The sequence below is a fragment of the Peribacillus simplex genome (assembly GCF_900156045.1).
Lineage (GTDB): Bacteria > Bacillota > Bacilli > Bacillales > DSM-1321 > Peribacillus > Peribacillus simplex_D.
This window is the reverse complement of sequence record NZ_FTMX01000002.1, coordinates 306,305-326,399: the sequence shown is the minus strand read 5'-3', so window position 1 is coordinate 326,399 and position 20,095 is coordinate 306,305. Positions and strand designations below refer to the sequence as shown.

The 20,095-nt window shown below is 40.8% G+C and carries 20 protein-coding genes; 14 read left to right on the top strand and 6 right to left on the bottom strand.

Annotated elements, in window-relative coordinates:
• The first annotated feature begins 6 nt into the window (after nt 1–6).
• From BW986_RS08140 to BW986_RS08105, 8 genes are read left to right on the top strand one after another with little or no spacing between them, the layout of a single operon-like run.
• Nucleotides 7–891, top strand: coding sequence for a 3-hydroxyacyl-CoA dehydrogenase family protein (locus BW986_RS08140; RefSeq protein WP_076366879.1), 885 nt, complete (start codon nt 7–9; stop codon nt 889–891).
• Entirely contained in the window at nt 891–1,670 is a 780-nt protein-coding gene (locus BW986_RS08135; RefSeq protein ID WP_076366877.1) for an enoyl-CoA hydratase, read from the top strand. The genes BW986_RS08140 and BW986_RS08135 overlap by 1 nt, the downstream gene beginning before the upstream one ends.
• Before the next feature lie 15 nt (nt 1,671–1,685).
• Entirely contained in the window at nt 1,686–2,087 is a 402-nt protein-coding gene (locus BW986_RS08130) for an acyl-CoA thioesterase (RefSeq protein ID WP_076366875.1), read from the top strand.
• Nucleotides 2,088–2,117: 30 nt separating this feature from the next.
• Complete coding sequence (locus tag BW986_RS08125) at nt 2,118–3,179, top strand: phosphotransferase family protein (protein ID WP_076366874.1); 1,062 nt, start codon at nt 2,118–2,120, stop codon at nt 3,177–3,179.
• Between the two features lie 4 nt (nt 3,180–3,183).
• Complete coding sequence (locus tag BW986_RS08120; protein ID WP_260320787.1) at nt 3,184–3,942, top strand: 2-phosphosulfolactate phosphatase; 759 nt, start codon at nt 3,184–3,186, stop codon at nt 3,940–3,942.
• A 28-nt stretch (nt 3,943–3,970) separates the two neighbouring features.
• Nucleotides 3,971–4,747 (top strand): SDR family NAD(P)-dependent oxidoreductase, encoded by a 777-nt coding sequence (locus BW986_RS08115; RefSeq protein WP_076366872.1) that lies wholly within the window; start codon nt 3,971–3,973, stop codon nt 4,745–4,747.
• A gap of 16 nt (nt 4,748–4,763) precedes the next feature.
• Nucleotides 4,764–5,543 carry an enoyl-CoA hydratase/isomerase family protein gene (locus BW986_RS08110; RefSeq protein WP_076366870.1) on the top strand — a complete coding sequence of 260 codons (780 nt, stop codon included), beginning with the start codon at nt 4,764–4,766 and terminating at the stop codon, nt 5,541–5,543.
• A gap of 16 nt (nt 5,544–5,559) precedes the next feature.
• Complete coding sequence (locus BW986_RS08105) at nt 5,560–6,537, top strand: quinone oxidoreductase family protein (protein WP_076366868.1); 978 nt, start codon at nt 5,560–5,562, stop codon at nt 6,535–6,537.
• Between the two features lie 60 nt (nt 6,538–6,597).
• Here BW986_RS08105 and BW986_RS08100 read toward each other — a convergent pair whose 3' ends face one another.
• A complete protein-coding gene (locus tag BW986_RS08100; RefSeq protein WP_076366866.1) occupies nt 6,598–6,933 on the bottom strand; it encodes a DUF3905 domain-containing protein in 336 nt (111 codons plus the stop codon).
• Nucleotides 6,934–7,054: 121 nt separating this feature from the next.
• On the opposite strand from BW986_RS08100, the gene BW986_RS30085 reads away from it, so the two are divergent.
• Nucleotides 7,055–7,213 (top strand): hypothetical protein, encoded by a 159-nt coding sequence (locus tag BW986_RS30085; RefSeq protein WP_098371175.1) that lies wholly within the window; start codon nt 7,055–7,057, stop codon nt 7,211–7,213.
• Nucleotides 7,213–7,359, top strand: a complete 147-nt coding sequence (locus BW986_RS30080) for a hypothetical protein (RefSeq protein WP_179086026.1) — start codon at nt 7,213–7,215, stop codon at nt 7,357–7,359. Before BW986_RS30085 ends, BW986_RS30080 begins: the two co-directional genes overlap by 1 nt.
• Nucleotides 7,360–7,396: 37 nt before the next feature.
• Here BW986_RS30080 and BW986_RS08095 read toward each other — a convergent pair whose 3' ends face one another.
• Complete coding sequence (locus BW986_RS08095; protein WP_076366864.1) at nt 7,397–9,157, bottom strand: B12-binding domain-containing radical SAM protein; 1,761 nt, start codon at nt 9,155–9,157, stop codon at nt 7,397–7,399.
• A 202-nt stretch (nt 9,158–9,359) separates the two neighbouring features.
• Nucleotides 9,360–10,385 carry an acyltransferase family protein gene (locus BW986_RS08090; protein ID WP_076366862.1) on the bottom strand — a complete coding sequence of 342 codons (1,026 nt, stop codon included), beginning with the start codon at nt 10,383–10,385 and terminating at the stop codon, nt 9,360–9,362.
• 276 nt (nt 10,386–10,661) lie between these two features.
• On the opposite strand from BW986_RS08090, the gene BW986_RS08085 reads away from it, so the two are divergent.
• Complete coding sequence (locus tag BW986_RS08085; RefSeq protein WP_076366860.1) at nt 10,662–12,821, top strand: PAS domain-containing sensor histidine kinase; 2,160 nt, start codon at nt 10,662–10,664, stop codon at nt 12,819–12,821.
• Between the two features lie 424 nt (nt 12,822–13,245).
• Nucleotides 13,246–13,488 carry an aspartyl-phosphate phosphatase Spo0E family protein gene (locus tag BW986_RS08080; protein WP_076366858.1) on the top strand — a complete coding sequence of 81 codons (243 nt, stop codon included), beginning with the start codon at nt 13,246–13,248 and terminating at the stop codon, nt 13,486–13,488.
• Nucleotides 13,489–13,794: 306 nt separating this feature from the next.
• Here BW986_RS08080 and BW986_RS08075 read toward each other — a convergent pair whose 3' ends face one another.
• The 3 genes from BW986_RS08075 to BW986_RS08065 all read right to left on the bottom strand — a co-directional run bounded on the left by BW986_RS08075 (nt 13,795) and on the right by BW986_RS08065 (nt 17,507).
• Nucleotides 13,795–14,526: a ZIP family metal transporter gene (locus BW986_RS08075; RefSeq protein WP_076366856.1), complete on the bottom strand. Its 732-nt coding sequence runs from the start codon at nt 14,524–14,526 to the stop codon at nt 13,795–13,797.
• A gap of 117 nt (nt 14,527–14,643) precedes the next feature.
• Complete coding sequence (locus tag BW986_RS08070; RefSeq protein WP_076367921.1) at nt 14,644–15,867, bottom strand: MFS transporter; 1,224 nt, start codon at nt 15,865–15,867, stop codon at nt 14,644–14,646.
• 143 nt (nt 15,868–16,010) lie between these two features.
• Nucleotides 16,011–17,507: a sensor histidine kinase gene (locus BW986_RS08065; RefSeq protein WP_076366854.1), complete on the bottom strand. Its 1,497-nt coding sequence runs from the start codon at nt 17,505–17,507 to the stop codon at nt 16,011–16,013.
• Nucleotides 17,508–17,663: 156 nt separating this feature from the next.
• Here BW986_RS08065 and BW986_RS08060 point away from each other — a divergent pair, with 156 nt between their 5' ends.
• Together BW986_RS08060 and BW986_RS08055 are read left to right on the top strand one after the other, a co-directional pair.
• Entirely contained in the window at nt 17,664–18,101 is a 438-nt protein-coding gene (locus BW986_RS08060; protein WP_076366852.1) for a MarR family winged helix-turn-helix transcriptional regulator, read from the top strand.
• Nucleotides 18,102–18,286: 185 nt separating this feature from the next.
• The gene (locus tag BW986_RS08055; RefSeq protein ID WP_076366850.1) at nt 18,287–19,981 is read left to right on the top strand and encodes a M3 family oligoendopeptidase; all 1,695 of its coding nucleotides are present in this window, start codon (nt 18,287–18,289) and stop codon (nt 19,979–19,981) included.
• Nucleotides 19,982–20,095: the final 114 nt, after the last annotated feature.

Genomic DNA, 20,095 nt, shown 5'->3' with positions numbered 1-20,095 from the left:
GAAGGCATGACCAACAAGCAAATTCAATCAATAACCGTAATTGGGGCTGGGCAGATGGGGCATCAAATTGCGATGCTTGCTGCACTTGGAGGTTACGAAACGATTCTTCAGGATGTTCAAGAAAACGCGTTGAATACAGCCCAAGAAAAATTGGATGTCATTTTGACTAAATGGGTTCAAAAAGGAAAATTGTCTGAAGATCGTAAGTTGGCTGCTTTTAGCCGTCTTCAATATACTACCGATCTTGAGAAAGCGGCCAGTGGAGCTGATTTGATCATTGAAGCGGTCATTGAAAAGCTTGATGTGAAACAGGAAGTTTTCGCTAAACTTGAGGAATTGGCCCCAGCAGAAACCATCTTTGCAACGAATAGTTCAACGATTGTCAATAGCCTGATTGCGAGTGTGACGAATCGTCCGGATAAGTTCATTAATATGCATTTCTTTTTCCCGCCTCTAGTAATGGATTGTGTTGAGGTTGTGATGAGTGACCAAACATCTGAGGAAACAGCGAAGCTTGCGATGGAAGTAACAGAGAATATGAATAGGACAGGAGTTTTGTTGAGGAAAGAGATATCGGGATTCGTAGCCAACCGAATTTTGGGAGCGTTGCAGCGTGAGGCCTTATATTTGTATGAAGAAGGAATTGTTGACTATAAGGAAATCGATTTGATTTGCAGGAAAGCTCTCGGCCATCCCATTGGTCCTTTTGAACTGATGGATCTATCAGGTATTGATGTGGGGTATTTTGTCATGCAGCAGCGTTACAATGAAACGGGAAATCCAGAAGACAAGCCAAATGCTTGTATAGAAGAAAAGGTGAATAAAGGACAATTAGGCAGGAAAACAGGAAAAGGCTGGTATGATTATCCAAACCAAGGAGTGAAGAATTGATGACAAAATTACTTAAAGTGGTTAAGGAAAATAAACTTGCGGTCATCACGATCGATAATCCCCCATTAAACGTAATCAGTAAACAAGTATTCAGGGAATTGGGAGAAACATTCGATGAACTTTCAAAAGATATTGATACTGTTGCGGTACTCATAACCGGTGCAGGCAATATCGCATTTGCGGCTGGTGCTGATATAAAAGAATTCCCTGAAATGATGGGGAACCCGAAAATGAAAGAAATCGTAAAGGAAGGTCATGCCGTCCTAACCAAAATTGACCAGTTTCCTAAACCTACGATAGCTGTATTAAACGGCCTGACTTTGGGGGGCGGATGCGAACTGGCTCTGGCCTGTGATTTGCGAGTGGCAGAAACACAGGTTCAAATTGGTCTGCCGGAAGTGAAATTAGGTTTATTTCCTGGAGCTGGCGGTACACAGCGTTTGTCCAGACTTGTCGGAAACGCAAAAGCAAAAGAGATTATATTCACCGGTGATCCGCTTGGTGCCATAGAAGCGGAAAAGATCGGGCTTGTCAATAAAGTCGTCGAGCAAGGCTGCGGCTTAACGGAAGCGAAAATCTTAGCCTCACGAATGACAAGGCACTCACTTCAGGCACTTTCGAGAATCAAGAAGGCAATTAATGAAGGAAGTGAAGCCACGCTTGAACAAGGTCTAGAGATTGAAACGGATCTTTTTGAAGAAATCTTCCAAACTGAGGATGTTAAAGAAGGGGTTTCCGCTTTCTTGGATAAACGTAAACCTGCTTTTGTACATCGTTAATCAAGGAGGGATTTTATGCATGAATTCGAAGTCAACGTTCGTTTTTCCGAAACGGATGCTTTGGGCCACATCAATAACACAAGCTATTTCATTTACCTCGAAGAAGCACGCATGAAATTTTTTGAAGCTTTGGGCCTAGCGACGAATGTTGAATCATGGAACTTTTTGTTAGCTTCCACGAAATGCGACTTTATTGCTCAGGGATATTTCAATCAACTCTTGACCATTCGTTCAGCTATAAAAAAGATAGGTACGAAAAGTTGTGAAATGGTCCATGATATTCTCTGTTCACAAACTGGGGAAGTGGTTGCTAAGGGTAGTGCTGTTTTAGTCTGTTTTAATTTTTTGAATCAAAAAAGTGAGCCTATCCCTGAAATGATTAAAGAAAAGCTCATTTCACATCTTGTTCAAAATTAGAATGACAAAAGTCTAAAGGAGTGGAAGAAATTGGTTGACGATACGATTCCTGTTCGGCCCGGCGAGGAACTGAATGTTGGTGCATTAGAAGGTTTCCTAAGAAAAAATATATTGGACCTTCCAAATGAACCGTTAGAATTGCAACAGTTTTCAACGGGCTATTCCAATTTGACCTATCAGCTGAAAATGGGCGAATGGGAGGCTGTTCTCAGAAGGCCCCCGCTTGGTCCTGTTGCTCCAAAGGCACATGATATGAAGCGCGAACATCATATCCTTTCCTCTATCCACCCATATTTCCAAGCGGCTCCCGAGCCTATTCTGTTCTCGGATGACGAATCGATTGCGGGGGCTCCTTTTTTCCTAATGGAAAGGAAACATGGAATTGTAATAGATACCGAATTTCCAAAGGATATCGAGCCAACGGTGGAAAAGTGCCGACAGCTTTCATATGTCATGGTCAATCGGCTTGCTGATCTTCACTCGATTCCTTATGAGAAAACCCGGTTGGTGGAAATTTCCAAACCTGAAGGGTTCATTGAAAGACAAGTGCAAGGATGGATTTCTCGCTATGAGAGAGCAAAAACTGATGAAATCAAGGAAATTCGACCGCTTATCGATTATTTTCAACAGAATATCCCGAAACATAGCCAGACTTCCATTATCCATTATGATTATAAGATCAATAATGCCATGTTTAACCTGGACCTTACAGAGATGGTTGGTTTATTCGATTGGGAAATGTCCACCGTTGGTGATCCGTTAGCCGATCTAGGAGTGGCTTTAAGCTACTGGACGGAAAGCGGTGATCCGGAACTTATCAAAATCGGTGTGGGTCAAGCGTCCATCACGACTTTAAACGGTTTCCTGACACGAAGGGAATTCATCGAGATGTATGCAGCAAGAAGCGGAAATGATGTTTCCAACGTCGATTTTTATTTAACATTTGGTTACTTTAAGTTGGCCGTCATTCTTCAGCAAATCTATTATCGATATAAAAAAGGCCAGACTAATGATCCCCGTTTTTCCAATCTCGGAAAAACGGTTAAAAGCTTACTCACTCATGCTGCATGTGTAGCTGCGAAGGAAGTTTAATTATATGGAATATATACAAAACATTCATTTACTACTAAAAAAAGAAGAGATAGATGGGGAAAAGCTCAAAGAGGGGGAGAAAGTTGCGGTCGTACTTGATGTGTTATTAGCGACCACTACGATTATTTCAGCACTTAATGAGGGAGCGCGCCAGGTGATACCCGTCATGGATCCAGTGGATGCCTTGGTGAAAAGCCAGGAATTGGACCATGGGGATTTTGTAGTGGCAGGGGAACTAAAAGCTAAGCCGGTTGAGGGTTTGATGTATCCAAGTCCGACGCTATTGAGTAAGTTGGTACCTGGCAAAACTTTAATACTGTCCACGACTAATGGAACGGTTGCGCTGAGGAATTCAGCAGCTGCCAAAAAGGTTTATATCGCATCTTTATTAAATAATCCGTCTGTTGCTGAGAAAATAAAAAAACATCATAAAACGGAAACGATCATCATCGTTTGTTCGGGAAACTCAGGTGAATTCAGTCTGGAAGACTTTTATGGTGCAGGTCATTTGATAGATTGCCTGATTGCTGGATCACAAGGTACGTTCATACTCAACGATGCCGCAAAGGCTGCAAAAGCGTTTTATCGAACGAATAGCGAAAATGCCTTTGATATCCTGAAATCATCATATGTCGGACAGTTATTTGACAAACACAGCTTGATCACAGATTTGGAATTGGCGGCGCAAAAAGGTTCGATTGATATTGTCCCAGAGTTGGTGGATGGAAATATCGAAGCTGAATTGAAAAGGCAGGAAACGTAGTTCAAAACCTGGATAAGGAGTGAAGGGCATGAGGTTTTCACAATCAATAGCGGTGGTGACGGGTGCAGGTTCCGGTATTGGGAAGGCTACAGCGATGCGCCTGTCGGACGAAGGGGCAAAAGTGTTGTTGGTAGGGAGGACGAAAGGGAAGCTGGAGGAAGCAGCTGCAGAAATCAATGCCAGGCACACGATTCCCATGGCTGACATTTTCGCTGCAGATGTTACCATCGAGGAAGAGGTAAAGAAGCTGGCCATGTATGTGAAGGAACAATATCGTGACCTTCACATTTTGATCAATAACGCAGGTGGGTCAAAGTCCTCGAAGCTTTTGGATACATCTGCAGCTGATTGGGACATGATTCAACAAGTCAATTTGAAAAGTGTCTTTCTTGTTTCCAAGTACTTGGGGAAAGTGATGGAAGAAAAAGCGGGCAGCGGAAATGAAGCCACCAATCGGGCAATCGTGAATGTGGCTTCACTGTCAGGACATCAGGCAGGGGCATTCATCCCGCATTACAGCTCTGCTAAAGCAGGGGTCATCAGTTTAACGAAATCATTGGCATTGGAACTCGCCGCAGCCGGCATTCGGGTCAATTCCGTATCACCGGGATTCATTGAAACGCCATTAACGGAGGATAAATTGCAGAATGAAAAATTCGTAAAGTCGATCCGACGGAACACAGCACTGGAAAGAGTGGGGAAGGCGGAGGAAATAAGTAATGTCATTACCTTTGCCGCTTCCCCGGAGGCTTCCTATATGACTGGGACGGATTTATTGGTGGATGGCGGCTGGTTGATCAAATAGAAAAGGGGATGGGTAAATGTTAAAAGAACACTTATTGACAGAAGTAATCGATAATGTAATGATCCTGACTTTGAATCGTCCTGAAAGCTTAAATGCGTTTAGTCCGGATATGATCGCAAGCTTGACGAAAGCGATCAAGGATGTAAAACATACACCACATATAAGGGCCGTCATCATCAAAGGGGCGGGAAGGTCGTTCACTGCAGGAGGAGACGTAAAGTCGATGGGGAAGGCCTCTGCAGGTCAATTGTATGATCATGTCGGCAGAATGAACGAATGCATTTTGGCTCTGGATGCTTCTGAGGTTCCCATAATCGCAGCCGTCCATGGATTTGCTGCAGGGGCAGGATTCAATTTGGCACTCGCTTGTGATTTGATCGTAGCTTCCGATGATAGTCAATTTGCCATGAGTTTTTCACAGGTAGGCCTAATTTCTGATGGAGGGGGTTCTTATTTCTTACCTAAATTAGTGGGGCCCCACCTTGCAAAGCAGCTCTTCTTTTCTGCAGAACCGATTTCTGCGGAGCGCTTAAACCAGTTAGGTGTCATTAATTATATTTATCCACTCAATCAACTGGAAGAAGAATCATTGAAACTTGCGGAAAAGCTGGCAAATGGACCGACTAAAGCTTATGGAATGATGAAAAAGCTCGTTAGCCATTCATTTACGGCTACACTTGATGAAATACTCGAACAGGAGCGCATCACGCAAACCTTGATGGCTTCCACAGAAGATCATCTGGAGGGAGTTGCAGCATTCAAAGAGAAGAGAAAACCGGAATTCACAGGAAATTAATAAGGGAGGGATAAAGATGAGAGCCATTCATTTTGAAGAATACGGCGGACCGGAAGTACTGAAATTGACTGAAATGGAAAGACCCGTGCCAACTGGACATGAAGTTCTGATTGAAATCGATTGTGTCGGCGTCAATTATGCAGATACAGCCAGAAGGGAGGGGCAATATGTGGTACCTACGCCGCTTCCATTCATTCCAGGTGCGGAAGTGGCTGGCGTTGTGGTGGAAGTTGGCGGAAAGGTGACTAAAATCAAACCTGGTACAAGGGTCGTGAGTTTAATTGAATCAGGTGGATATTCAGAATATGCCCTATCTGATGAATTCTCTGCCATTCCGCTTCCTGATGCCATTCAGTTCCATGAAGCTGTTGCCCTGCCACTTCAAGGTCTTAGCGCCTATCATATTTTAAAGACAATGGGACGCATGCAACAGGGGGATACGGTTTTGGTCCATGCTGCTGCAGGCGGTGTGGGAACGATTGCAGTCCAGCTAGCCAAAATCTTCGGGGCAGGAAAAGTGATTGCAACCGCCAGTACAGTGGAAAAGTTGGAACTGGCTAAAGAGATGGGGGCAGATGAACTCATCGATTACACGAAAGAAGGATGGGAAATGGAAGTCCGTGAGGTCACGTCCGGCAAGGGAGTCGACGTGGCGTTGGAGATGGCTGGAGGGGATATTTTCAATAAAACATTGAAATGTTTGGCACCATTTGGACGTCTTGTTGTGTTTGGTAATGCCAGTCGTAAGCCTTATACGATGAACCCGCAGCAATTAATGAGGCGCAATCAATCCATCGTAGGTTTTTTCCTGCCACAGATCATGAAGCACCCAGATTTACTGTTGCCTAGCATTCAAGAACTTTTTGCATACGTCGCGTCCGGGGAACTTAAGCTAACCATCGGCGGCATCTATCCAATTGAAAAGGCCGCAGCCGTCCATGAGGTAATGAACGCCCGTCAAACGAAAGGGAAGTTGATTTTGCAGGTTAAATGAGAAGAAGGGGTGTGATGCACCCCTTTTATGATAATGGGATTTTTGACCTTCTAGAGAGACTCAATCCGCATCAGTGCTAACATCTTTATCGGGATGCATGAAAGGTGGCTGCGGCGCTTTTTTGGACTCTAACAGTTCACGGTTTTCAGTTGAATTCCAGCCTATATCATTGGTGGGGTGTATCCATTCGTCCCCAGCCATGATTTCCGGGTCTGTATCTTCACTCCAATTTTCGAGTGGTGAGTTTTCAGAAGAATATTTACTGTCGCCGATGACGACTCCATAATCATTGACGAATGGAGCTTGTGGTTTTATGCCGGTTCCTTTAAAGCTTGGTGCGTTAATTTGGTGAGGCTGTGTATCGTCGACAATTGGTGAATCCAATTTCTTTTTCATGTAGTGTCTCCCTTTCCGTTTTACGGTTATTTTTCTCGTCTGTCCCTATATTATCCCTGAATAATTTCACGCATTTTTACCCCATTCTAAAATGTAAACTATATGAAAAGGGTGGATGAAAATGAAACGGAAAGCCAATGTGGATGGAGCTGTCAAAGCAAGTAAAACGCCAAAAAGAAACCAAGCTGAAAATGAATTTTCCAATGAGTTCGCATTGGAGGAAAACGCAATGAAAGGTGCCAACCGTAATTCAAAGCAAGGCAGAAAAGGCAGAAGTTAATGGATAAAGAAAAACAGAACAGCCAGGAAAAGTTGGAAAAGCATGTACGAACTGAATTTGGAATCGAATTCAGCGGCGATATGAACGCAACTAAAATTTATGAAATTTTGGCAAAAGAAAATAAAAAACGAGATAGTGATAAGTAAATAAGGACGGACCCAATTCTTGGGTCCGTCCTTATTCTTAAAAAATGATGCTTCCAGATTTTTTGAGAGGGAATATTGTTGAGCCCTTACCACTCGGATCAAAATAGGCAAGCATGAACGATGGTTTCTCGACGATTATTCCCTCAGCTAAATATGTTTCCAAATCAAAGGGAAGTGCCTCGAGCAATGTGTGTTTGTGTATTTCTTTTTCATTAAGTGACAAAGCTGTGAAAGAGGAACCAAGCTGTTCAGGCTTATTCAGAATCTCTTCATATATCTCTTTCCGACCATTTTTATCTAATGAAGCTTCCCACCAAGGTTTACGTGGTTTATATTTTTGATTCATGAAATAATCCAACTTCATGAGTCCGATAATGTTTTTCAGTTCAGCAGATTCCCGGGAAGCCAAAAACTGCTGTAAACGTCTGAACAAGTCTTCAAGCTGATGTCCGATTCGTGACCATCCTTGTTCATCCCAATAGGTACCGAAATCTTGAAAGAAGTCGAATGGTGATTGAAACACCGTTTTGACAAGATATTCCGTGGTATGATCCATTCTATGGTCATTCCAGTATTTTTCAAGGACATCTTCAACCTGTTTAATGCGGACAATGTCATCAAAGGATAAAACATTATTTCCCAGGATTTCATAGGGAGCATGTTCGCTGTATATATATTGGTGTTCAGCGGCACGTATCCGTAAGCCAGTTCCACGAAGCATCTTTAAGAAACCAAGTTGCATCTCTTCGGGTCTGAGCTCGAAAACATCATTGAAAGTTTTTCTGAAAGAATGATAATCTTCTTCTGGTAAACCGGCAATAAGGTCTAAATGTTGATCAATTTTCTGCCCTTCTTTTACCATGGTTACGGTCCTGGTCAATTTTTCGAAGTTCTGCCTTCTCATGACTAAATCATTCGTATGATCATTCGTCGATTGTACCCCTATTTCAAAGCGGAACAGGCCTGAAGGGGCATTATCGTTCAAGAACTGGATAACCTCCGGACGCATGATGTCAGCCGTGATCTCGAACTGGAAAACCACACCGGGAAGATGTTCATCGATTAAGAATTGAAACATCTCCATTGCATAGCTTCGGCTAATGTTGAAGGTTCGGTCAACGAACTTAATGGTCTTGGCACCATTAGCCATAAGGTATCTGATATCTTCTTTAATCTTTTCACGATCAAAATACCTGACACCCACTTCAATCGAAGAAAGGCAAAATTGGCAGCTGAACGGGCACCCTCGGCTAGTTTCGATATAGGTGACACGTTTAGATAGGTCGCCGCGGTCTTCCTCCAAACGATATGGAGAAGGAAGGGATTTCAAATCAACCTTGCCGTTCTGAGGCTGGATGATTTTTTTTCCATCCTGTCGATAAGCAATGCCGCCGACCTTCTTATAGTCATTCGAACCTTCAATTTCAGATAAAAGGGCCTTGAAGGTGACTTCACCTTCGCCAATTACGATGAAATCAGCCCCGGGAATCTGCTCAAGCCATTCCCCAACATCATAGGTGACTTCAGGTCCGCCGAGAATGATAACCAATTCTGGATTGATCTTCTTCAGCATGGCTACGACTTTCATCGTTTCCTCGATGTTCCAAATATAGCAGCTGAACCCTATGACATCAGGTTTTTTGGAATGAAGGTCACCAACTATGTTCATAATTGGATCTTTTATCGTATATTCTGCCAGCTGTACATCATAATCGGGCTGGGCATAAGCTTTTAAATATCGGATGGATAGCGATGTATGGATATATTTTGCGTTAAGAGTACTGATTATTATATTCATGTTAAAGGGCGTCAAAGAAACGCCTGGCTCCTTTCGTGTACATGTCTTTTTAAGCCAACAAGCACTAACGAGTAATTTTACCATAGCGTGCTCCATTTGAAAAATGGGTTATGGTATTGAAGGGGAATCTTTCAGCTTGAAAGTCGAAATGAAATGGACTTTGAAAAAACGGATAAAGCATAGAATGCTTCATCCGTTTTATTTAAAAAGCTTGTTTAATATACTCTTTCGTTTTAGTCATGAGTCGTTTTGTTTTGGTCGCTTTCAATTCGATGATCGGCTGCGCCATCGTAGCGATCATTTGACTTGATAGTAACACGGTAATCAAGAAAGCGAGGCCAGCGAGCATGATAAAGCTCTCTGTATTGCTGAAGTATTCCTGTATGGAGCTTTCACGGAAAAACCGAATGAAGAAACCATGCAGCAGATAGACATAAAGGGTTTGTTTCCCCCAGTTCGTAAAGAAGTATTGTCCGCGTGGAATGAACGAAAGGAAGCTGAACACTGAAATTATGCTCAATCCATAAAATCCCAGGCGTTTAAACATGGACACGATCGTCGCATCTTCAAGTTCGGCATATGGTTTCGAACCGAGCAGCCATTTATAATTGATATCGGCATTTAAATAAAAACCGATAAAAATCACTAACATTACACTAAGTGAAGCCAAACGAACTTTGGGAGTGAATAGTTTTTTTAAATGTTCCTTGCTTAAATGGTATCCGATCAAAAACATCGGGAAAAAAACGAATGTCCTGGAGAGACTAAGGTAATTGGAGATAATATCAATATATCCAATCAATAATGCGATTAAAAAAGATAAACCTATGCCTACTGATGGCTTTAGCTTTGAGAAACCAAGGAGCATGATGTTCCAACAGAATAAACTGATCAGGAACCATAGCGACCATTGGGGGTCAAGCAGGTCTATAGTGATGGCAGAACGTTCATATAAGAAATAGTAGTAAACGGTATATATCAATTGGAAAATGATATAGGGCAAAATCAGTTTTTTAGTAATTTTACCTAAATACCCTTTTTGATAAAAACCTTTCGCAAAGAACCCTGAAACAAGGATAAAGGCAGGCATGTGAAAGGAATAAATGGTTTTATATAAAGCATTTATCGTTTCACTGTCATGTATATACGTATTCAGCAAATGTCCAAAGACGACAAAAGCCATGAGAATGAACTTGGCGTTATCGAAGAAAAAATCACGTTGTTTCATCGTTGCCTCCATTTAATAAATTTTTAAGGTAGCTAGAAAGCATTGTTATTTCTTATACCCTAAATACCTTGTACTAAATCAATATTTATTAAATTTATTATAAAAACCTTAAATTAAGCTTAACGCTAAGTTTTATCGTATTCAATATACTATAATTTGATATACAGGATAATTTTGGAATTATTTGATTGCGCCGATTTTCGAAAAATACCGAGGAAAATCAAGATGGATGTCGAATAAAGTTGGTAAGTATGGGTTTTGATGAGGGGGGTTAATATGAAAATCGGTTATGGGAATGAAACGGAATATAAACAGGAAATTTTAAAATTGAATAAACAGATCGAAGGGTTTTTGAACATTTTCAATTCGATGTCAGAGCCTTATATTAGGGTTGATGAGGAACTGCGTCTCACTTATGCCAATGATGCTGCTTGTGCCCTGCTTGAAACCGGGAAAGAGCAGCTGGAGTCAATGAAGATAACTGATTTTCTCGATGTCATCCCTTTAAATAACCATGAAGTGTCAAGTTCCCTAAAAACCTCGAATGAAAGTGAAAGGCAAATTATCCAGCTACATACCGGAGCCCTTAAGCAAATAGAGTTTATACGTATAGGCTCACTTTCAGAAGGACAGCAGTTCTACCGTTTGGTGGATGTGACATTGGATGTTTCTTCGTCAAGGGAAACAGGGATGTCAAGGCAGATGTTTTTGGACATTTTCGATACAGCAATAGAAAGCATCGTTCTATTCGACAGTTCAGGAATAATAATGGAAGTGAACCATGCCTTTATTTATGTCTTGGGCATCCCGAAAAAAGAGATTGTCGGTAAGAATATGAGGGACCTCATATCCCCAGATTATAGGGAGTATTGGGATGAGAGCATACAAAGAGCCTTTGATGAGTCGAACTTCAAAGGAGAGGTAGAGATAAAGGTTGGGGAAGAACTGCATCATTTCACTTTCTCGATGAGTTCAACGGTAGGAAATGAATTATATATGTCGGTGCTTCGAAAAATAACAGAATCAAATATAATAGAAAAAAAGTTAGAGACTAGCGAACGGATTTTTGCGGAATTATTCGACCAGTCCATGGACGCGATCATATTCTGGAATGATGACGGGATCATTTTTCGGGTCAATCATTCAGCATGTAAAATATTCGAATCCAGCAGAGAGGATTTGATAGGCAGTCATATCTGGAAATACGTATACAGCAATAACCACCATTTTGATCAGATGATGGAAACGTTTGAAAGAGACACCCAGGTGCGGGGTGAGCTGATTTATAAAATGCCTAATAACCAAATTAAATTGCTTGAATTGACTGCCAAAAAACATGAAGGAGACGGATATAACGTAACGATCTTTCGAAATGTCAGTGAGCGCTGGCTGATTGAGAAGGAATTAAGGGATAGTGAAAAGAAGTTCAGGAAGATTTTTGAGGGAACATTAGACGGCTTGATTTTATGGAATCATGAAGGGTTCACCGACATTAATGAAGCGGGTCAGAAAATATTGGAGATTTCGAAGCGCAAACTGCTTTCTTTATCTGTAAAGGGATTCATCGAAAAAATTCCTGAAAATGCTCCTGTCTTAAACGCTCACATTGAAAATGTGTATAAGCATGAGGTCTACTCTTCCATCATTCCGATAACATTCGAAGATGGAAGGGTTAAGCATATTGAATTTTTGACGAGGAAAAATTTATATTCGAACCTGAATTTAAGCATTTTCCGTGATGTGAGTAAAAATCTCGAAATGCAGGAACAAATCCGAAAATCGGATACTTTGAATGTCGTTGGTGAACTGGCGGCAGGAATTGCTCACGAAATCAGGAATCCAATGACAGCCTTAAAAGGTTTTATCCAGTTGCTTGAGGATGGTGTGAAAGGGGAGTTTTCCACATATTTTCATGTGATTACATCCGAAATTAAGCGAATCGAAACCATTATCACGGAATTTTTGGTATTGGCAAAGCCGCAGGCGCTGAAAATTTTCAAGCAGGATGTTCATACCATATTGAGAGAGACACTGGAATTAATGGCCGCTCAGGCACTGTTGGAAAATATTCAATTCGAGAAAGAATTTGAAGAAGATGAATTTAAGGTTTTATGCGAAGCGAACCAGTTAAAGCAAGTGTTCATTAACATCATCAAGAATGCATTGGAAGTCATGCCGGATGGCGGATCTGTTCACATTAGAACTAGCCGATTTTCAGAGAAATACGTTTGCATTTCAATTACCGACAAAGGCATGGGGATTTCAACGGAAATGCTAAAAAAATTGGGTGAACCTTTTTATACGACGAAGGATAGGGGAACCGGGCTTGGGCTCATGGTCAGCTATAAAATCATTGAAGAGCACAATGGCTATATAGAAGTGGAAAGCGAAGTGGGAAAAGGGACGAGCTTTCATATTTATTTGCCATTCGAGTAGTGTAGAAGGGAATGTTCTAAGCCTTTTTAAGTTAACGGAAATTATATGAAATTTTCATTAGTTAATGGGGAATCCTTTATTGGATTCCTTTTTTGTTCCATCATTCATTATCTTGGAATCACAATTGAGGGTTGTAATCATGAAAAAAGTTACCAAAGGGTGTAAGCGGAAATAATGATGGCATCCAAACTGGGGAACTTTCGAATCGATTTTCGGAGCTGGATTCATTTGAAATCTTCCTAATCGATATAAGTGTTTTTATGCTTAGAGATTTCCGTCATATCCTGTCTGCTGGTGGGTAAAGCATTATCGCAATTTAAGAAGTTTTGTCTTTTTTTGCGAATCTATTTACATATAAGGCATATTTTGTAATACTTCTTTATTATAATGTAACTTTAAAAAGGCAGGAGTAGTGAATGTAGTTATGAATTCTAGGTGTGCAATGGAGATTTGTTCTGAGATTCGAATGAAGCGTTGGGAAATGATGGAGCTGGCCAAAATGTATGGACTAGGTCATGAGTATACCCTTCGCCAAAGTGAGCAGCTTGACAAACTTATAAATGAGTATTTGATCCTTCAACATCATTCATCAGTGGAAGTGAGAAATAAGCGGGAAGAGATGGTTGTTATTGTGCAGCAGCCGTTTAATGATGACATTACCTTTTAGAGGGAACCTGAATGCATGACTTTTTGAATTAGCAGGCAAGGAGAAAAGCGCCTTTGTGTGACTTTTGGTGAAATGAACCATTAAAACATTTCATGAAAACAATTAAAGAAAGACTTATATAAACAGGACAATATATCTTTTGATTTTCCTAGGGATTTGGGGTATATATCGAGGGGAGGCCACCAGAAGGTGTCCTTCATGCATCGGGATTGGTTTAGAAGTCTTGATTCTTCTGAATGGATTACACTGATAAATAAAAAGTAAGAGCTGACTCACTCGATGGAGCCAGCCATGGAAGTTCGGCAATTACAAAACTTCCAATAATATGACCATGAACAAAAGGCCGACAATGAAGGAATAGGTAGATGTGCGTTCATTACCATCCCCATGGCTTTCAGGAATCAATTCCTTATAAACGATGAAAAGCATGGCCCCGGCGGCGAAAGCTAGGCCGTATGGAACCAGGAACCCAATGTAAGAAGTTAAATAATAACCCAGTAAGCCTGTAATTATTTCGATGGTACCGGTTAGGGTCGCTATCAGGAACGCTGTGAGTTTACCGATTTTTTGATTAATTAAAAACAAGGCGACTAGTAAGCCTTCCGGAGCATTTTGCAAGCCGATGGCAAAAGCGATCAAGTTACCAGTATCAGCTGAATCAGAGGCGTAACTGACCCCAACAGAAAGACCCTCAGGAATATTATGGAGTGTAATGGCAGTGATGATGAGCAAAGCCTTTTCATCGAACTGAATGCCACTTTTCGTATGGCTGAGATCAATATGAGGAATGTTTTTTTCCATGATCGTTAATGTCATTACCCCGAGAAAAACCCCAATGACTAGCTGCATATACCCTCCGGTGGCCAGAGACTCCGGGATCAGGCTCAATAACGAAGCAGCCATCATAATTCCAGCTGTAAATGCCAGAAGCGTGTCTCTGAATCGATGTGTGATTGAACCTTGAATGAACAAGATTGGTAACGCACCAAACCCTGTAGACATAGCAGATAGGATGCTGCCTAATAAAACTCCACTCATAAATTTCTCCTTTTTGTATGGAACTTATCGTTACTCATTAGTGAATTTTTGGGTGGAACAATAATTTATTGTATTTAGGCATAAAGAAAATGTTCCAGGAAAAAAACCATTTTGCAGTCATTCTTCTGTATACCATTTTTTCAATGTCAGATCAGTCGGCAGCAATATGCTGATGATCCCCAGTAATGGCAGGAATCCCACTAGCTTAATCATGGATTCGATTCCAATTATATCTGCAATGGCTCCCAATGAAACGGATCCAATGGCACCCATTCCAAAGGCTAACCCCACTGTCAAGCCTGCCATCGTTCCGACTTTTCCCGGGACCAATTCCTGTGCGTATATTACAGTGACGGAAAAACTGCTCATTATAATGAATCCCGCCATCAATAATAAAACAAAAGCGGCTGTAGGGGGTACGAATGGTAAAAGTGCGGTTATTGGCATGCTGGCAGCGAAAGAAAAGAAAATGACATTTTTACGCCCGAATCTATCAGCAAGCGGACCTCCGAAAAATGTACCTACAGCACCGGCGGCCAAAAAGGCAAATAGGAAAAATTGTGCGGATTTTATCGTGAACGAATACTGCTCGATCAAATAAAAACTGTAAAAGTTCGTCATGCACGATACATACCAGGAACGGGCAAAGATTATGAATAATATCAATACCAGGGCCTTGGCCACTTTATGGGACCGCTCTTTATTGATTATTTTTGCAGCAAGCTTTTTAGGCTGGAAGTGAACTAATTTTTGGGAATACCACTTGGCAATATACAGCAATAGGATAACGGCCATTAAGGCCACCAGGGCAAACCAGAGTGCGCCTTTTTGACCAAAAGGAACAAGTACGATGGCTGTGATGAGTGGGGCAAGTGCCTGCCCGCTATTCCCGCCGACCTGATAAATTGATTGTGCCAGGCCTCTCTTTGGTCCGCCTGCCATATAGGCTACCCTGGAGCCTTCCGGATGGAATATGGCCGACCCTAAGCCCATCAAGAGGACTGCACCAAGGATAATGGTATAGTTTGGGGCAATTGCCAGAATGATGACCCCGATTAAAGTACTGGTCAACCCAATGGGCAAAGCATAAGGAATTGGCTTTTTATCCGTATAGAATCCTACTGCCGGTTGCAGGAGCGATGAGACGATATTCAGGCAGAATGCAATCATTCCCAGCTGTGTATATGTTAGCGACATTGATTTTTCGAGGATTGGGAACATGGCCGGTACGACGGCCTGAAGAGAATCATTCATTAAATGGCATATGCCAATGATGATCATGATTTTCAGAGTCATATCTTGTTTTTGCGGTTTTGTTTTAATGGCAGCGATACTTCCCATCTGTATACTTCCTTCTTCCTGATTAAGTTTTTTACCTATTCCATAAATAGATTCAAGAAGCATGCACCGTATGCATGACACCTTTAAATAAATCGGAATCGTTACTGGTCTTCATAAAAAAAAATGAAACTCTCAAAGTATTGCTAATGGTGGTCTTTTATCAGCGGTAAGCTGATTGTTACGGTTGTACCGTTCAGAGGTTTACTTGAAAACTCGATGGTGCCGTTAAAAGATTCAATTATTCGTTTACACACAAATAGCCCTAATCCCGTTCCTTCCTTTTTTGATGTATAGAAGGGATCGAACACTTTACCTATTTCCTTTTCATTCAGTCCTTGCCCAGTGTCGATGATCATGATTTTAGCCCATTCATTTTCATGGTGAATTCGAATCCTTAACTTTTTCCCAACTTCCATGGCCTCGAAACCGTTTTTGGCAATGTTGAGTATGACTTGTTTGAGTTGGTCATTTGTACAATGAACCAGGATCGGCTCCTTTATGATATTCCATTCCACTTCAATATTGAAGTGACGTGCTTCTGATTCTATTATTGGTCTCAATTCTGCAATGATACTGCGAATATCATATAAGGATAAAGCTTGGGCCATCGGCTTCCCTAAAATCAAAAATTCGCTGACGATACTATTGATCCGTTCAATTTCCTTCATGATGACAGAGTAATAGAACTGATCTTGTTCTTCCGGGTGTTTTTCAACCAATAACTGCACTAGCCCCTTTATGCCGGTAAGTGGGTTTTTTATTTCATGTGCAGTACTGGCAGCCAATGTACCGACAAAATCTATTTTTTTCCTTTCGTTTAGTAACCTTTGGTTTCTGGTATTCCTGCGAACGATCAGCTCCTCCACGATGGTATAAATCATGTGAGTAAAAAAGAAGGTGAAAAAGACAAGCATCAAAAATGTATTCATGCTATTTGTGTTAATCTTGTCTGGCACTTTGACGGACAATTTCCAATCTACTTCGGTCAAAGGAACATCCACCCATTTAGAACGTCCAGTGAATCCGTCGGCATTTATATCCAAAATTCGGGTTTTGTTCTTTGTTTCCAATATAAAGGTATGACCAGGGCTGAGAATCTTTAATATATTTTCCATATGATCCAGCCTGATATGTGCCAATAAAAACCCTTGCACTTTTTTATCATGATCCAGAATGGGAGCAAAAATGGAAAAATAATTGTAATCAGGATTGTATAGTTCCTTTGTTCCTACAACAACGGCTTTTTGGGTTTTTACTGCAAGTTCTATATCATTCTGTTCAATTAAATAGTAATGATTGAAATCCTTATTCGTCCCTGAAATGGAGACACCGTCGCGATTTAGCCAATAGATTCCGGCATACTTGGAATCTGTATCTTTGATCCATTTCATAAGAAGTTCGGTTTTTTTGTTATCCATATAAAGCACGGAACTGCTAAGGCTAAGCAGCTCAAGGTTTTCCTTCGTTTCTCTGATAACTTGATCTATGTATTCTTGATAAACCGTTCCCGCCCATTCAGCTTGTTCCTGCCTTTCTTTTTGAATGGAACGTTCTAAATGCATCCAATAAATGATTGAGAGAATAATTAATGGTAAAATAACAATAAGTAGATATGTGGTGAATTTATGCCTTGTTTTCATGAATGTCACTACTTTAGCTTTTTTTTCAAGTATATCAAAATGAATGATTAAACAATAGTGCATACTAACAGGGTAGATTGACAAAAAAGTCTTTATGCCATATAATAACTTTTAATTCAAGATATTTTAATTAAAAATTTTTAAGGTTGTGAAGTTATGGAGAATAATAACATCCAACAGTCTTTGAAACTGTTCATTGTGATGTCTAGAGCCCATCGATCAATTAATGATGTGGTAAATAAACATATAGCTGAAGAGGGTTTGAATCCAACTGAGTTTGCAGTACTGGAATTACTTTACCATAAAGGGGATCAGCCCCTTCAGCAAATAGGCGGAAAAATCCTGCTAGCTAGCGGCAGCATTACCTATGTTGTGGATAAACTTGAACAGAAGGAATATCTACAGCGAATAGCATGTAAAGAGGATCGCCGTGTAACCTTTGCAAAAATAACGGATAAAGGAAAGGCCTTTATTGAAGGAGTATTTCCTGAGCATGAAAAAAGAATCGATGATATCATGAGTGTACTTACGCACGATGAAAAGGCCACCGTTATCGAATTGCTTAAAAAGATTGGGTATTCCGCTCAAAATTAGTTAAAGAACCAGCACCCGGATTTGACTCTACAGGTGCTGGTTTTTTATGTCTGATAAAATCTGAATTTGTTTTGAGGGCATAAAGGTTTTTAATAATGCTGTGGCGAATTAAATTATATTACGATAACCGCAAAATGTTACTCAGGTTGAAAAAATGTTTTTATATCATGAAAAGGAGCGTACATATGAAATTTAATGAGTATGAATATAAACGTCCTGAAATGGATGAAATTAAAACCCGATTCATGAAAGCTTTGGAAAAGTTTATTGACGCTGCTAATGCTGATGCGCAAATAAAAGCCATGGAAGAAATAAATGAGATCCGAAATTATGTAGGTACGATGATTAATTTGGTCTATATACGGCATTCCATTGATACCAATGATGATTTTTATAAAGCTGAGAATGATTATTTAGATGACTTCTCCCCTGAAATGGAAGAGTTAACCACAAAATTTTACAATGAACTCGTTCGCTCGAAATATCGTAAAGAGCTTGAGAGTAAATGGGGAACTCAACTATTCGACCTTGCAGAGGCCCAACTCAAAACTTTTTCGCCCGAAATCATACCACAGCTGCAAAAAGAAAATAAGTTATCAAGTGAATATTCACAATTGATTGCCTCTGCAAAAATTCACTTTGATGGAAAAGAATTAACACTTGCGCAACTTCAGCCTTTTATGGAGTCCCCGGACCGTGAGTTAAGGAAAAATGCAAGTGAAGCTTATTACGGTTTCTTTGAAGAAAAACAGGAGGAATTGGATCGTATATTCGATGATCTTGTCAAGGTGAGGCATGGGATTTCGACAGCGCTGGGTTATGGGAATTTCGTGGAACTTGGGTATTATCGAATGACCCGGACTGATTATGATGCTGAAATGGTTGCTGCATTCCGCAAGCAGGTGAAAGAGGAAGTTGTACCGCTTGTCACCCGGCTGAAGGGACGTCAGCGCAAACGTCTTGGATTGGAGAAACTGAACTATTATGATGAGAATTTTCATTTCAGAACGGGTAATGCCATTCCAAAAGGCGATGCTGAGTGGATCATCGAAAATGGGAAAAAGATGTACCAGGAGCTTTCGCCTGAAACTAATCAGTTTTTTAACTATATGATTGATAATAACCTAATGGACCTTGTGGCGAAGAAAGGAAAAGAAAGCGGTGGCTATTGTACTTTTATAGAAGACTATAAAGCTCCATTCATTTTTTCTAATTTCAACGGCACTTCCGGGGATATAGATGTTTTGACGCATGAGGCAGGTCATGCATTCCAAGTGTATCGCAGCCGTGAACTTGACATTCCTGAGTATTATTGGCCTACATATGAAGCGTGTGAAATCCATTCGATGAGCATGGAATTTTTAACTTGGCCATGGATGGAGCTGTTTTTCAAGGAAGATACGGAAAAGTATAAGTTTTCCCATTTAAGCGGGGCCCTCATATTCCTCCCGTATGGGGTAGCTGTTGATGAATTTCAGCATTTTGTCTATGAAAATCCCGATGCCTCCCCCGCTGAAAGAAAGCAGGCTTGGCGTAGAATCGAGATGGAATATTTGCCACATCGCGATTATGAAGGAAATGAATTCTTGGAGAATGGCGGGTATTGGCAGCGGCAAAGCCACATTTATCAATCACCTTTCTATTATATCGACTATACATTGGCCCAGATTTGTGCTTTCCAATTCTGGAAAAGGTCGAATGAAAAAGATGAAACGGCTTGGAAGGATTATTTGAATCTGTGCCAACTTGGAGGCAGCAAGTCCTTCCTTGGTCTCGTTGAATCTGCGAATCTGAAATCCCCATTTGATGACGGTACAGTACAGTCCGTTGTAAAGGTGATAGACGAATGGCTCTCCACTGTAGATGATAAGGCATTATGACATATTAGGCTGTATGAAACGAACGCTTGGAGATTATTCCAAGCGTTTTTTTAAACCTTTCATACGCTAGGAATGTTGGCATGAAAAGTGCTGATTTAGCTCCACAGAGAAGTG

Bases quoted from the DNA above. Each gene is read 5' to 3' on its own strand.
- BW986_RS08140 (WP_076366879.1), top strand. From the start codon at position 7: ATGACCAACAAGCAAATTCAATCAATAACCGTAATTGGGGCTGGGCAG.
- BW986_RS08135 (WP_076366877.1), top strand. From the start codon at position 891: ATGACAAAATTACTTAAAGTGGTTAAGGAAAATAAACTTGCGGTCATC.
- BW986_RS08130 (WP_076366875.1), top strand. From the start codon at position 1,686: ATGCATGAATTCGAAGTCAACGTTCGTTTTTCCGAAACGGATGCTTTG.
- BW986_RS08120 (WP_260320787.1), top strand. From the start codon at position 3,184: ATGGAATATATACAAAACATTCATTTACTACTAAAAAAAGAAGAGATA.
- BW986_RS08115 (WP_076366872.1), top strand. From the start codon at position 3,971: ATGAGGTTTTCACAATCAATAGCGGTGGTGACGGGTGCAGGTTCCGGT.
- BW986_RS08110 (WP_076366870.1), top strand. From the start codon at position 4,764: ATGTTAAAAGAACACTTATTGACAGAAGTAATCGATAATGTAATGATC.
- BW986_RS08105 (WP_076366868.1), top strand. From the start codon at position 5,560: ATGAGAGCCATTCATTTTGAAGAATACGGCGGACCGGAAGTACTGAAA.
- BW986_RS08100 (WP_076366866.1), bottom strand. From the start codon at position 6,933: ATGAAAAAGAAATTGGATTCACCAATTGTCGACGATACACAGCCTCAC.
- BW986_RS30085 (WP_098371175.1), top strand. From the start codon at position 7,055: ATGAAACGGAAAGCCAATGTGGATGGAGCTGTCAAAGCAAGTAAAACG.
- BW986_RS30080 (WP_179086026.1), top strand. From the start codon at position 7,213: ATGGATAAAGAAAAACAGAACAGCCAGGAAAAGTTGGAAAAGCATGTA.
- BW986_RS08095 (WP_076366864.1), bottom strand. From the start codon at position 9,157: ATGAATATAATAATCAGTACTCTTAACGCAAAATATATCCATACATCG.
- BW986_RS08090 (WP_076366862.1), bottom strand. From the start codon at position 10,385: ATGAAACAACGTGATTTTTTCTTCGATAACGCCAAGTTCATTCTCATG.
- BW986_RS08085 (WP_076366860.1), top strand. From the start codon at position 10,662: ATGAAAATCGGTTATGGGAATGAAACGGAATATAAACAGGAAATTTTA.
- BW986_RS08080 (WP_076366858.1), top strand. From the start codon at position 13,246: ATGAATTCTAGGTGTGCAATGGAGATTTGTTCTGAGATTCGAATGAAG.
- BW986_RS08075 (WP_076366856.1), bottom strand. From the start codon at position 14,526: ATGAGTGGAGTTTTATTAGGCAGCATCCTATCTGCTATGTCTACAGGG.
- BW986_RS08070 (WP_076367921.1), bottom strand. From the start codon at position 15,867: ATGGGAAGTATCGCTGCCATTAAAACAAAACCGCAAAAACAAGATATG.
- BW986_RS08065 (WP_076366854.1), bottom strand. From the start codon at position 17,507: ATGAAAACAAGGCATAAATTCACCACATATCTACTTATTGTTATTTTA.
- BW986_RS08060 (WP_076366852.1), top strand. From the start codon at position 17,664: ATGGAGAATAATAACATCCAACAGTCTTTGAAACTGTTCATTGTGATG.
- BW986_RS08055 (WP_076366850.1), top strand. From the start codon at position 18,287: ATGAAATTTAATGAGTATGAATATAAACGTCCTGAAATGGATGAAATT.